Source organism: Streptomyces sp. CLCI03 (assembly GCF_053615355.1).
The window spans coordinates 1,064,652-1,078,055 of record NZ_CM132132.1; the positions used below are offsets into that span (position 1 = coordinate 1,064,652).

11 protein-coding genes are annotated in these 13,404 nt (G+C 73.5%); 7 read left to right on the forward strand and 4 right to left on the reverse strand.

The window, feature by feature from the left end; translation table 11 throughout:
• The first annotated feature begins 29 nt into the window (after nt 1-29).
• Entirely contained in the window at nt 30-446 is a 417-nt protein-coding gene (locus ACWG52_RS05020; protein WP_453127937.1) for a CU044_2847 family protein, read from the forward strand.
• Nucleotides 447-929: 483 nt separating this feature from the next.
• Nucleotides 930-3,728: an nSTAND1 domain-containing NTPase gene (locus ACWG52_RS05025; RefSeq protein WP_453127939.1), complete on the forward strand. Its 2,799-nt coding sequence runs from the start codon at nt 930-932 to the stop codon at nt 3,726-3,728.
• Nucleotides 3,729-3,802: 74 nt separating this feature from the next.
• Here ACWG52_RS05025 and ACWG52_RS05030 read toward each other — a convergent pair whose 3' ends face one another.
• From ACWG52_RS05030 to ACWG52_RS05045, 4 genes are all read right to left on the reverse strand, one after another.
• The gene (locus tag ACWG52_RS05030) at nt 3,803-4,201 is read right to left on the reverse strand and encodes a thioredoxin family protein (protein WP_390136611.1); all 399 of its coding nucleotides are present in this window, start codon (nt 4,199-4,201) and stop codon (nt 3,803-3,805) included.
• A 105-nt stretch (nt 4,202-4,306) separates the two neighbouring features.
• Nucleotides 4,307-5,746: an aldehyde dehydrogenase family protein gene (locus ACWG52_RS05035; protein ID WP_453127941.1), complete on the reverse strand. Its 1,440-nt coding sequence runs from the start codon at nt 5,744-5,746 to the stop codon at nt 4,307-4,309.
• Between the two features lie 152 nt (nt 5,747-5,898).
• A complete protein-coding gene (locus ACWG52_RS05040) occupies nt 5,899-7,098 on the reverse strand; it encodes a thiolase family protein (protein ID WP_389810090.1) in 1,200 nt (399 codons plus the stop codon).
• Between the two features lie 184 nt (nt 7,099-7,282).
• Nucleotides 7,283-8,329, reverse strand: a complete 1,047-nt coding sequence (locus tag ACWG52_RS05045) for a LacI family DNA-binding transcriptional regulator (protein WP_389810093.1) — start codon at nt 8,327-8,329, stop codon at nt 7,283-7,285.
• Nucleotides 8,330-8,609: 280 nt separating this feature from the next.
• Here ACWG52_RS05045 and ACWG52_RS05050 point away from each other — a divergent pair, with 280 nt between their 5' ends.
• The 5 genes from ACWG52_RS05050 (at nt 8,610) to ACWG52_RS05070 (ending at nt 13,396) form a co-directional block, all read left to right on the forward strand.
• Complete coding sequence (locus ACWG52_RS05050; protein WP_389810096.1) at nt 8,610-9,884, forward strand: MFS transporter; 1,275 nt, start codon at nt 8,610-8,612, stop codon at nt 9,882-9,884.
• 78 nt (nt 9,885-9,962) lie between these two features.
• On the forward strand, nt 9,963-10,658 hold the full coding sequence (locus ACWG52_RS05055; protein WP_453127944.1) for an alpha/beta fold hydrolase: 696 nt from the start codon (nt 9,963-9,965) through the stop codon (nt 10,656-10,658).
• 60 nt (nt 10,659-10,718) lie between these two features.
• Nucleotides 10,719-12,125, forward strand: a complete 1,407-nt coding sequence (locus tag ACWG52_RS05060) for an amidase (protein WP_389810102.1) — start codon at nt 10,719-10,721, stop codon at nt 12,123-12,125.
• A gap of 77 nt (nt 12,126-12,202) precedes the next feature.
• Entirely contained in the window at nt 12,203-12,865 is a 663-nt protein-coding gene (locus tag ACWG52_RS05065) for an O-methyltransferase (RefSeq protein WP_453127946.1), read from the forward strand.
• Nucleotides 12,866-12,931: 66 nt separating this feature from the next.
• Complete coding sequence (locus ACWG52_RS05070) at nt 12,932-13,396, forward strand: type II toxin-antitoxin system PemK/MazF family toxin (RefSeq protein WP_453127948.1); 465 nt, start codon at nt 12,932-12,934, stop codon at nt 13,394-13,396.
• Nucleotides 13,397-13,404: the final 8 nt, after the last annotated feature.

The following is a 13,404-nucleotide window of genomic DNA, read 5'->3' on the forward strand; positions in this document are numbered from 1 at the left end:
CAGGGCCGGGGACATGAGAAGGGGGAGACATGGTGTTTCACGTGGAGTTACCGATCGGCGGGACGGGCGGGCCACAGGACGTGGTGCGGGTCGAGGTCGTGGAGACAGGCGAGGACGGCCTGGTACGGGTGGCTCGGCCGGGGCAGGTGATGGCGCGCGCCTCACGGTCGCTGGCGGAGATGGTGACCGGGATCCGGCCGGTGGCGCAGAGCTTCGTCGACGGCTTCCGAGGTATGGCCCGGGCTCCCGACGAACTCAACCTCGAATTCGGGCTGTCGATCTCCGCCGATGCCGATGTCGTCATCTCGAGTACGGCGGCCGAGGCCAACTTCAAGATCTCGCTCACCTGGACCCGCGCTCCGGCCGACGGCGCCGCCGCCGTCCCGGCGTCCGGTCCGCCGCACGGTCCGACACCCGGCCCGGTCGCGGCGGAGTCGACGCCGTGACGGGGCCACTGGCATCGGAGGGCGTCGGCCCGAAGACCCTGGACGCGGGGGTGCTGCGGATCCGCGACGGGCACGGGGATGCCGTCGGCCTGGGCTTCCTGATCTCTCCCGAACTCGCCCTGACCTGCGCCCACGTGGTGTCCGCCACCCTCGGCACACCGCAGGACGAGGAGCCCCCGCCCGCCTCCCGGATCCGCGTCGACCTGCCCCTGGCATCCGCCGCCGCCCCGGACGGCGTCGGGGTGACCGCGAGCGTCGAACACTGGCTGCCGCCGCGCGAGGAGGGCGGCGGGGACATGGCGGTCCTGCGGCTGGACGCCCCGCTGCCAGGGGCCCGCCCCGTGCGACTGATCGAGGCCGAGCAGGTGTGGGGCCATCCGGTCCGGGCCTTCGGCTTCCCCACCGGGCGCCCGGGCGGAGTCTGGCACTCCGGAGTCCTGCGGGAGGCACAGGCCCACGGGTGGGTCCAGGCTGACCTGGCCGGTGGAGGCTATCCGGTCTCGCGGGGCCGAGTACGTCCCCGAAGCGGACGCGCCGGTCGCCCAGCGGCTGTTCACCCAGCTCATCCGGGTCCCCGTGGGATCACCGGCCGCGACGCGCCGGCTGGCCCTGCGCGGCGACCTGAGCGAGGAGCAGTGGCAGGTCGCCCAACGACTCGCCGCCACCCGGCTCCTGGTCACCGGCCGCAGCGCCGAAGGCGGCGAGACGGTCGAGCTCACGCACGAGGCCCTGATCGGCGGCTGGGAGAAACTGGCGCGGTGGGTCGAGAGCGACCGGTCCTTCCTCGTGTGGCGGGAGTCCCTGCGCCATGACATGGACCGCTGGGAGCGGGCGGAGCGGGCCGCCGAGCTGCTGCCGACGAAGGTGGCCCTCGCGGGTGCCGGGCGGTGGGTACCCCGACGAGCCGACGATCTGAGCCCCGCCGAACGCGCCTACCTGGAGGCCGGACGCGCCCACCAGCGCTCCCGGACCCGCCGGGTGCGCGGCGCCTGGTCCGCGGTCTCCTTCGTCGTGGTCCTGGCCGTCCTGTTGGGATCGCTGTTCCTGGTCACGCGGCGGGAGAGCCGCGACCGCGACGCGCTCGCCACCTCGCGGTCCCTGACCCAGGCGTCCCAGGACGTCGCGGCCACCGACCCCGCCCAGTCCGTGATGCTCGCGCTCGCCGCCTACCGGACCTCACCGACCCAGGAGGCCCGCAACCAGCTGCTGCGCCTGCACCTGGCGTACGCGGACAAGAGCCGGGTCGTCTCGGGCCTGCTGGGAACGGTGGGGGGACTACAGACCAGCCTCGACGGCAACGTGGTGCCGGCCACCTCCAAGAACGGCAGGGCGATGCTCTTCACGGGCGTCACCACCGGCAACGTCCGCAGCGCGCAGGTCCCCTCGGTCGGGCAGGTGAAGTACCCGATGGTCTCGACCGACGGGAAGCGGGCCGCCTACATCCAGGAGGACGGGGTCGCCGCGTGGTTCCCCGTGCACGCCGACCGTGCGGAGCCGATGGGCGAACTGCACAAGCTGGCCCCGGCTCCGGGAGCAGCCATCGGCACGGACCACTGGCAGGACCCCTCCATGTCCGTGGACGGGACGACGATCGTCCATCGGGTTCTGGACAAGCTGGTCTGGTGGGATCTGGACAGCGGCGCCATCACCCGCTCGACACGCGCGCCCACGATCCAGACCGACGGCAGCTCCGACGACGCGTCGTTCGCCGCCGACAACCGGACTCTGCTGCTGCGCAGGACCGGACTGGGCGTCAACAACTCGGCCCTGACCGCCTTCGACCCGGAGACCTGGGAACATCGCGTGGTCGCCGAAGAGGTGAGCGCCATCGAGCTCTCCGGGGACCGGACGGCAGCCGTGGTGTGCGGCAAGCAGGGGGAGGACACGGCCGTGAGGCTGCTGCGGATCTCCGACGGCTCCCCGCAGGGCAAGCCGTACAGCGAGCAGGACAAGCGCTACAAGACCGGAACGTGCCGGCCGCAGGCGGTCGGCGCGGACGGCACCCGGGTGGCGCTGTGGTCCCTGGACACGCTGCGGCTGGTCGACCTGCTCCAGGACAAGGTGCTCTCCACCGTCCCCTCGGCCTCCATGCGCTGGTCGAGCCAGTTGGCGTCGGCTGACGGCAAGCTCTACTACGTCGGGTTCTCCGAGTCCCTGATCACCTACACCGAACTCCCCACCGGAGAGTCCGTCCTCCAGGTGGGCCAGCAGATCCTCACGCACGACGGCGGTAGGACGATCAGCCTGCTCGCCGACGGATCCGCGCTACAGGTACGGCCCACGGCACCGGGGACCAACGACCAGCTCATCGCCGAGGCCCCGCGCCGAACTCCGTTCCGCAAACCCAGGAGCACCGACCTCCTGAGACTGAGCAGGGACGGACGTCTGCTCGCGGACCTGGAGGGCGCCAACGTGGTGGCCGTCCTCGATGCCTCCACCCTGCGCCGGCCGGCCACCATCACCGCGGCCGAGCCGCCCGCCCCGGACAGCACCGCGCCACCACCGATCCTGGAGGACGGCAAGGAACCGGACTTCCAGCACTTCTTCGACCTCGCCGGGAACGTCCTGACCGTATCCGGGACCCTGGTCCAGCAGTGGGACGCGCACACCGGCCGGGAACTCGCCCACTACGACGCGAAGGCCCTGCTGCCCACCGTCGGGGAGGTGCCGCACACCGCCATCGGCCCCTACCCGGCCCCGAACAAGGTGACCGTGACCGTCTGGGGAGACCCCTCGGTCCGCATCGTCGACATCACCACGGGTACGGTCACCGAGACCGTCCGCACCACCGAGGACGTCCTCGCCGTGCAGTTCGACCCCAGCGGCCGCTACTTCGGGCTGATGCGCCGGGGCTCCATCGTCGAGCTGTGGCGGCGCGACCCGCTGCGCAAGGAGATCGGTCCCCTGCGCAGCACCGCCGAAGACTCCGCCACCCCCACCGTCACGCAGTTCCTCGACGGGGACGGCCACTTTCTGATCGCCGCCAACAACGCCGTGCGGACCTACGGCATCGAGGAACGCACCCTCCTGGCGTCGTACGAATTCGGTCAGCCACCGAATGCGTTCCCCTCCGGACGTTCGTACGCCTTCATGGACATCTCGAAGGACGCCCGGACGGTGGTCTACGCCGACCCCGCGGGCCCCGGCGGTGTCCTGCCGCTCGACCCTCGCGCGTGGCAACGCGACCTGTGCCGGGCCATCGGAAACCGGACGTTCACCGCCGAGGAGCGCAGGACCCTCCCGGTCCGCATCCCGGCGCGGCCCCCGTGCGCATCGGGCTGAGGCGCCCGCGGCCCAGGCATTCCGGTCGGCCGAGGTTCCGCCGGGCTCACACGAGCCCGGCGGAACCTCGGGCGTCACGCCCGCGCCGTGCCGTCGTCCCCCTCACCCGCGCCCTGCTGCTCCGCGGCGATCTTCGCGCGGACCTCGTCCATGTCGAGGGCCCGGGCCTGGCCGATGAGGTCCGTCAAGGCCGCTTCCGGCAGCGCTCCGGGCTGCGCGAAGATGGCCACCTGGTCCCGGACGATCATCAGTGTCGGGATCGAGGTGATCTGGAAGGCCCCGGCCAGCTCCTGCTGCGCCTCGGTGTCCACCTTGGCGAACACGAGGTCGGGGTGGGCCTCGGAGGCCCGCTCGTAGACCGGGGCGAACTGCAGGCACGGCCGGCACCAGCCCGCCCAGAAGTCGATCAGCACGAACGGGTTCTCGCTGACCGTCTGGTCGAAGTTTTCCTTGGTGAGCTCGACTGTAGCCACGGTGTCCAGACCTCCTGATTGAGCCGTCTGCTCCTTGAACGAACGTCGTGCCCTCCGCATTCCGCCCGTGCGGGGGCGGAGCCGGGACCTCCCCTGGACACCGCCCTAGAACGGGTGACCGGCGGGGGTGCTGCGGAGCGTGGTCCAGCGCAGTTCCGTGAAGGCGTCCAGGTTCGCCTCGCCGCCGAAGCGGGCACCGGTGCCGGAGGCTCCGACGCCGCCGAACGGGGCGACGGCCTCGTCGTTGACCGTCTGGTCGTTGATGTGGGCGATCCCGGTCGGGATCCGATCGGCCAGGTCGAGCCCGCGCGCCGCGTCCCGGGTCACGATGCCGAGGGAGAGGCCGTAGGGGCCCGCCGAGGCCAGCGCCACCGCTTCCTCCTCCGTCGCGAAGGACCGTACGGGCGCCACCGGGCCGAAGACCTCCTCGCTGTAGGCGGGGGTGTCGTCGGCGACGCCGGCCAGGACGGTCGGTCGGTAGAACAGGTCCCGGTGCGTGCCGCCGGCCACGAGCTTGGCCCCCTGCCCGGTGCTGGCCTCCACCAGGGCGTGGACCCGGTCCAGCTGGGCGCGGTCGATCAGCGGGCCCAGGTGGACCCGCTCGCGGTACGGGTCTCCCACGGCCAGTTCCTCGGCGCGCGCGGCGAGCCGCTCGACGTACTCGTCGTAGAGCGAGGCGTGCACGAGGTGCCGACCGGCGGTCATGCAGATCTGACCCTGGTGGAAGAAGGAGCCCCAGGAGGCCTGGGCCACGGCGGACTCGATGTCGGCGTCATGGAGCACGACGAGGGCCGAGTTGCCGCCCAACTCCAGGTGGACGCGCTTGAGGTGACGGCCCGCCAGTTCTCCGACGGACCGGCCGGCGGCGGTGGAGCCGGTGAAGGACACCACCCGTACGCGCGGGTCGGCGACCACCGCGGCGCCCGTCCCGGCGCCGCCGGGCAGGACCTGCAGCAGCCCGCCCGGCAGTCCGGCGGCGGCGAAGACCGCGGCGAGCGCGAGCCCGCCGCAGACGGCGGTGCGCCGGTCCGGCTTGAGCAGCACCGCGTTGCCGAGTGCCAGCGCCGGCGCGACCGAGCGGATCGCCAGGATCAGCGGGGCGTTGAAGGGGGCCACCACCCCCACCACGCCGGCCGGCACCCGGCGGGTGAAGGACAGCCGGGGCGCCTCGCTCGGCAGCACCTGCCCCGCGGGGCGGGAGGCCAGCGCGGCGGCTTCGTAGCACTCCTGCGCGGCGACGTGCAGTTCGAAGTCGGCCTTGCCTGGTATCGAGCCGGACTCTCGGACCAGCCATTCCCGCAGCTCGTCGGCGTGGGCGGTGAACAGGTCCCCGGCGCGGCGCAGCACGGCCGCCCGCTCCGGGTGGGTGGTGCGCGCCCGGTCCCGCTGCGCGGCCAGGGCCCGTACGGCGGCCTCGGCCACGTCGGCGGGCGCGGCGAGGTCGATGGTGGCGAGGGTGCGGCCGGTGGCGGGTTCGACGACCGGGGCGGAGCCGCCGGTGAGGGTGGGTCCGTCCTGCCAGAGCGTCGGATCGAGGAGCGGCATGGCGCGGGGCCTCCGGGTGGGGATGGGCGGGGCGGGGGGCGGCAGCACGCGCCATCGTGCCAGACCGGAGGCTCCACATCTGTTCAGTTATTGGGCAGTTGACGCCGAGCGGTGACCGGAAACGATCGACGCTCGGGTGGCATCGGCCCGGGTCAGCGCTCCAGGACGAGGGCGATGCCCTGCCCGACCCCGATGCACAGGGCCGCCATGCCGGTGCCGGAGCCCGCCGCCGCCAGCTGGTGCGCGACGGAACCCGCCAGGCGGGCGCCCGAGGCGCCGAGCGGATGGCCGATCGCGATGGCGCCGCCCCGCGGGTTGACCACGCCCGGGTCCAGCTCCGGCCAGGCCGCCAGGCAGCCCAACGCCTGCGCGGCGAAGGCTTCGTTCAGTTCGAAGGTGGTCAGGTCGGCGAGTCCGCGGCCGGACTTGGCGAGCGCCCGCTGGACCGCGTCGACCGGGCCCAGACCGAAGAGCTGGGGCTCGATCCCGGTGACGGCGGACGCGCTGATCCGGGCGAGCGGCTCCCGGCCGGTGGCCGCCAGCCCCGCCTCGTCGGTCAACAGCAGTGCGGCGGCACCGTCGTTGAGCGGGGAGGCGTTGCCGGCCGTGACCGTGCCCGTGCCGTCCGTCCGGAAGGCCGGCTTCAGTCGGGCCAGCGCCTCCGGCGTGGAACCCTCCCGGATGCACTCGTCCCGCACCAGGTCCGCGCCGGGGTACGGGACGACCTCGTCGGCGTAGAGCCCGGCGGACCAGGCGGCCGCCGCCTTGCGGTGGCTCTCCAGCGCGAAGGCGTCCTGCGCCTCGCGGGTGATGCCGTGCTTGTCCGCGACGAGTTCCGCGCCCTCGCCCAGCGAGCCGGTCCACTCCTCGGGCATGCGCGGGTTGGTCATCCGCCAGCCCAGGGTGGTGGACCACATCTGCTGGTGGCCGGCCGGGAAGGCCCGCTCCGGCTTCTGCACGACCCAGGGCGCGCGGCTCATCGACTCCACGCCGCCCGCGATGGCCACGGAGGCGTCACCGAGCGCGATGGCGCGGGCGGCCTGGATCACGGCTTCGAGGCCGGAGCCGCACAGCCGGTTCACGGTGACCCCGGGGACGCTCACCGGCAGCCCGGCCAGCAGTACCGCCATGCGGGCCACGTCCCGGTTGTCCTCGCCGGCGCCGTTGGCGTCGCCGAAGACGACGTCGTCGATGCGGGCCGGGTCGAGGTCCGGCGTACGCTCCACCAGCGCGCGCACGACGTGCGCGGCCAGGTCGTCCGGTCGGACCCCGGCGAGGGCGCCGCCGAACTTGCCGATCGGGGTGCGGACGGCGTCGACGACGTAGACGTCGCGGACGGTGCGGATGCTCATGGGGGCTCTCCTGGGCGGATCCGTACGGGCGGTGGCGCGTCGGTGTCGGTGTGGACACCGGGGCACGCCGCCGGGCACGCCCGGTGGGGCGCGCCCGCAGTCTCCGTCCGTACGTCACCGCCTGTCAACGGCCCTCCGGGGGCGCCGGGCCTGCGGCCCCGCGCTCCGGGCCGTCCGGGTACCGTCAGGTCGACTCGCGGTGGATGGCGGCCGCCGCCATCAGGTCGTGCCGCTCCGTGACCTCCGACGGCTCGCGCACCGCGTGGTCCACCAGCGAGGCCAGGTGGGCGCCGGTCGGCATCTCCAGGCGGACCGTGCTCAGCCGGGGCCGCAGCAGCCGCCCTATGAGCAGGTCGTCGGCGCCGATCACTGCGACGTCCTCGGGGACGCGGAGCCCCTCGTCCTGGAGGGCGCGCATCAGGAGCATCGCGTACTCGTCGTTGTAGGCGAACGCCGCGTCCAGGCCGAGCCCGCGCCAGCGGGCGGCGAGATCCGCGGCGGATTCCTCGGAGTAGGCCATCGGGAGGGCCACGACCTCGGCGCCCGGCACCGAGCGGGCGCCCGAGAGCCGGGGGACGGAGAACAGTTCCAGGCCCTCCTCCTCCGGGACGACCACGCCGATCCGCGTGCGCCCGCGCTCGACGAGATGGGCGGCGGCCCGGACGCCGACCTCCTGCTGGTCCATGACGAGGGCGTGCGCCCCGGGCACGCCGACGGGCCCCATGGTGATCACCGCGCGGGCTCCGGCCCGCTTGAGGGTGGCGACGTTGCGCGCCGAGAGGGTGATCTCGCCGAGGGAGATCACGGCCACCGGACGCAGTTCCGCCCAGGCCCGCACGGCCTCGTCGCCGCTGAGTCCGAGGCTCCCGTACTGCACCACCGTGTAGTCGAGGCGGCGCAGCGCCCACTGGAGTTCGTTGAGGAAGGTGCTGTAGAGCGGCCCGATCGGCACGTGGGAGGTGGGCAGCAGCACGATCCTGGTGTGGCCGGCGCGCAGACTACGGGCGGCGGCGTGCGGGACGTAGCCGAGCTCCTCGGCCGCCTCACGGACCTTGCGGCGGGTCGGCTCGCTGATGCGTACCGCTTCCGCGTTGTTCAGCACGTACGAGACCGTCGCGCGCGAGACACCGGCGAGGCGGGCCACGTCCGCGCTCGTCGGAACGGGCGGCGGTGGGGTGGCCGATCCGGAGGCCGGGGCGGGGGGCTTCGGCGTTTTCGATGACTGAGACATTGCCGTGGCATCTTTCCAGACCGATTGCGCCCAAGGGCTGGCGGATGGCCGGAAACGAATGCTACACAGCGCTTACACGAGTCATTGACACGTGTAACCACGGCGTCACATCCCACAACGTCCCCTGTGTCGACGCCGTACCCCGCCGTGCCCGCCGCCCTGTCGCGCTCCGTCGCACCCCCGCCGTCGCGACAGGGCGGCGGGCACTCCCGCGTACCCCTGCGCGCCCCACCGCGCCTCCCCTCCCCTTCATCCGCCCGCATCTGCCCAGGAGGGCATCGTGGCCCTTTCCTCCCCCGGCCCCGTCACCACCGACGCGTCCCCGGAACCCGACACCGCGCCCGCGGGCGGCACCGCGCCCGGCCCCGCACGCCGTGGTCTGCTGCCCCTGCTGCTCGTCGGCAACAGCGCCATGTACGCCCTCTACATCGGCGTGGCCGGTGTCCTGCTCGCGCTCCAGGTCGAGAGCATCGATCCGGCGAACAAAGTGGCGAACTTCGGCCTGATCGCGGGGGTCTCGGCGATCTTCGCCACGGTCTTCAACCCCGTCGCCGGAGCCCTCTCCGACCGCAGCGGGCGGCGCAACCCCTGGATCCTCGGCGGTGGACTCGCCGCCGTACCGGCGATGTTCCTGCTGGGCCTCGCCGACACGATCCTGCTGCTCACGATCGCCTGGTGCCTCGGGCAGGCCGTCATGAACGTCTACCAGGCGGCCATCACCTCCGTGGTCCCCGACCGGGTGCCGATGGACGCCCGCGGCAAGGCCTCCGCGGCCGTCGGACTCGGCCTGCCCTTCGGCTCCACCCTCGGCGCGCTCATCGGGGCCGCCTTCTCCGAGGACTACCGCACCGGATACCTCGTCCTCGGCGCCCTGGTGGCGGGCGCCGCCGTGCTCCTCACCGCCTGCGGCCGCGAGCAGCGGCTCCCGGCCCGCGCCCCGATGCCCGTCAAGGCGCAGCTCGCCGCCTTCACCGGCGCGCTGCGCGACCACGACTTCCGGTGGGCCTTCATCGGGCGGGCGCTGCTCGTCCTCGGCTACTTCGCGGTGAGCGGGTACCAGCTCTACATCCTGCAGGACCACACCGTGCTGCCCGACGGTATGGAGCCGCAGGCCGCGGTCGCGGTGCTGATGCCGCTGACCAGCGTGGCGATGGTCGTCTCCACGGTCCTCGGCGGGTACCTGTCGGACCGGTTCGACCGCCGCAAGCTCTTCGTCGGCGCCTCCGCGCTGCTGTCGGCCGTCGCGCTCGTCATCCCGGCCGTGTCGACCAGTTGGACGGCGATGCTGTGCTTCGCCGCGGTCAACGGGCTCGCGTTCGGGTGCTACATGGCCGTGGACACCGCCCTGGTGACCATGGTGCTGCCCAAGGCCGAGGACGCCGCCCGCGACATGGGCGTGCTCAACATCGCCAACGCCGGCCCGCAGATCATCGCGCCGTTCGTCGCCTCGGTGATCGTCTCCTTCAGCGGCGGGTACACCGCGCTGTTCGTCGTCGCGGCCGTGCTGGCCGTGGCGGGCGCCCTTGCCGTGAAGCCGATCCGCAGCGTGCGCTGACGTACCGGCCACCGCTCCGAGCCGACGGCCCGCACCCTCCACCCCCGACCGAACATTCACCGCCGAGAAGGGCACACCGTGCAGCTGCACACCCAGACCTGGGGCGAGGGCGACCGCGTCGCCCTCCTGATCCACGGCATCATGGCCGACCACCGGACCTGGCGCCGGGTCGGCCCCGCCCTCGCCGACCACGGCTACCGCGTCATCGCCGTGGACCTGCGGGGCCACGGCGCCAGCGGCCGCGGCGCGTACGGCCCCGAATTGTTCGCGGACGACGTGGTCGAGACCCTGCCGGCCGGCGCGGAGCTCGCCATCGGCCACTCCCTGGGCGGCCTGACCCTGTCACTCGCGGTGGACCGGCTGCGGCCGGCCCGGGCCGTGTTCTCCGACCCCGCGTTCCATCTGGCCGCCCCGGTCGAGGGTTTCGGCCCGGAGCTGCTCGCGCGGTTCAAGACGGCGACCAAGGAGCAGATCCGGGCGATGAGTCCGCGCTGGGACGAGGTGGACGTCGACATCGAGCTGGAGACCCTCGCGGTGTGGGACGAGCGCACCGCGCTGAGCCTCGCGCCGCTGGTCGGCGCCGACCTGATGCCGGCCGCCCCGGTGGTCCCCTCCCTCGTCCAGCTCGCCGACCCGAGCACCCTGATCACGCGGGAGCGGGCGCAGCTGCTCACGAGCCGCGGTTTCGAGGTGCGTTCGGTCGTCGGGGCGGGACACGCCATCCACCGGGACGACTTCGACGGCTTCATGGCCTCCCTGGACGGCTGGCTCTAGAACTACCCGGCCACTCCCCGTTACGGTCACCCTACCGACCGGTAATGGGGAGTGGTTCGCATGTCCGATTCAGCTGTCACGACGGCCGCCGGCCTGGTCGACATGGTCGCCGCACTCGCCGAAGGGAGCGTGTCGGCACGGCGGTTGACCGAGGAGGCGCTGAGCCGGATCGCCGCGGCCCAGCCGGAACTCAACGCCTTCCGGACCGTCCGCGCCGAGGCCGCGCTCGCGGAGGCGGACGCGGCCGACCGGCGGCTGGCCGCGGGCGAGCGGCTGCCGCTGCTGGGCGTACCGCTGGCGGTCAAGGACGACATGGACGTCACCGGCGAGCCGACCGCCTTCGGCTGCGCGGGGGCCTTCGCCCCGAAGACCGCCGACAGCGAGGCGGTACGAAGGCTGCGCGCGGCCGGCGCCGTGATCGTCGGCAAGACGCAGACGCCCGAACTGGGCCAGTGGCCCTTCACCGAGGGCGGGGCCTTCGGCGAGACCCGCAACCCGTGGAACCGTGCCTACACCCCCGGCGGCTCCTCGGGAGGCTCGGCGGCCGCCGTGGCGGCGGGCCTGGTGCCGGCCGCCCTGGGCTCGGACGGCGCCGGCTCGGTCCGGATCCCCGCGGCCTGGACCCATCTGGTGGGGGTGAAGCCCCAGCGCGGGCGCATCTCCACCTGGCCCGAGCCGGAGTCCTTCCACGGGCTCACGGTCAACGGCGTACTGGCCCGCACCGTCGCCGATGCGGCGCTCCTGCTGGACGCGGCGAGCGGCTCGCACGCCGAGGACCTGCACCGCCCGGCGCGCATCTCCGCCGTCGAGGCGGCCCGGCGCCCGCCCCGCCGGCTGCGGATCGCCCTCTCGTTCGCGATGGCCTTCACGGCGACGCCCAAGTACCTCGACCCCGAGGTCCGTTCCGCGGTGGAGCGGCTGGCCGCGCGGTTGGAGTCGCTGGGCCACGAGGTGATCCCGGAGGACCCGCGCTACGGCCCGATCGGCCTGACCTTCGTACCCCGCGCGACCAGTGGCGTACGGGACTGGGTGGCGCGGGTGCCCGATCCCGCGCTGCTGGACCCGCGCACGCACGAGGCCGTCCGCACGGGCCGCGTCCTGGGCGGGCTCGCCCTGCGGACCTCCCGGCGGGCGGAGACGGTGCTGCGGCGGCGGGTCGGCGAGATCTTCGACCGCTTCGACGTGGTGCTGACCCCGACGACGGCCACTGGGCCGCTGCGGATCGGCGCCCTGGCCGGGCTGGGGGCCATGGCCACGGACCGGGCGATGATCGCGGCCTGCCCGTACGCCTGGACGTGGAACGTGCTGGGCTGGCCGGGGGTGAACATCCCGGCGGGCCTCACGGCCGACGGGCTCCCGGTGGGAGCCCAACTGCTGGGCCCGGCCGACTCGGAGCCGCTGCTGCTGGGGCTGGCCGCGCAGGTGGAGGCGGCGGAGGGCTGGTCGGCGCTGCGGCCGGGCCGGTAGCGGGGCCGACACCCCCTCCCTGTAAGTTCCCATGAGGAACTATCGAGTGTCACATGACCGGAAGGGGCGACACGACCATGACCGCGCAGACATGGACGGCCGTCGACGAGTACTTCGACGGATTGCTGGTCGGGGAGGACGAGGCCCTGGCCGCCGCGGCCGCCGACTCCGAGGCCGCCGGCCTGCCCGCCCACCAGGTGGCCCCCAACCAGGGCAAGCTGCTGAACCTCCTCGCCCGCGTGCGCGGCGCCCGCCGCATCCTGGAGATCGGCACCCTGGGCGGCTACAGCACCATCTGGCTGGCCCGCGCGCTCCCGAGTGACGGGCGGCTGGTCACGCTGGAGGTCGACGAGCGGTGCGCCGACGTCGCGGCCGCCAACATCGCCCGGGCCGGCCTGGACCCCGTCGTCGAGATCCGGCGCGGCCGCGCCGTCGACCTGCTGCCCGCGCTCACCGACGAAGCGCCGTTCGACCTGGTCTTCATCGACGCCGACAAGCCGTCCAATCCCGAATACCTGCGGTGGGCACTGGAGCTGACCCGGCCCGGCAGCCTCATCATCGGCGACAACGTCGTCCGCGACGGCGCCGTCGTCGACGGGGACAGCACCGACCCGCGTGTCCAGGGCGTGCGCCGGTTCACCGAACTCATCGCCGAGCACCCGCGGTTGACCGCGACCGCCCTGCAGACCGTCGGCAGCAAGGGGTACGACGGGCTCATCATGGCCCTGGTCACCGACTGAACCGCGGCGCAGGCGCGGGCGCCCGCATCCTCCACCGGGGCCACGGCACCCAGTAGCCTCACCCGGATGACGGCACTTTCCCACCACAGCAACGGCCCCATCGAGCAGCCCGGGCGCGACGGCCACACCGCGACCACGGAGGCGAATCCGCGTGCCATCGGCCCCGTGCGGACCGAGTACGCCCCGGACCCCGACGGCGATCCCGACCCCGGCGAGATCGTGTGGACCTGGGTCCCCTTCGAGGAGAACGACGGGCGCGGCAAGGACCGTCCCGTGCTGGTCGTGGCCCGGGAGGCGGGCGGGCGGACCCTGCTCGCCGTCCAACTGTCGAGCAAGCGGCACGACCACGACCGGGAGTGGGTGCCGATCGGGACGGGTCCGTGGGACGGCGCCGGGCGCGAGTCCTGGGTGGACGTGGACCGGGTGCTGCGGGTCCACGAGTCGGGGATGCGCCGCGAGGCCTGCGCGCTCGACCGCGGCCGCTTCGACCGGGTCGTGGACCGGCTTCGCGAGCGCTACGGCTGGCAATAGCGCTCGCG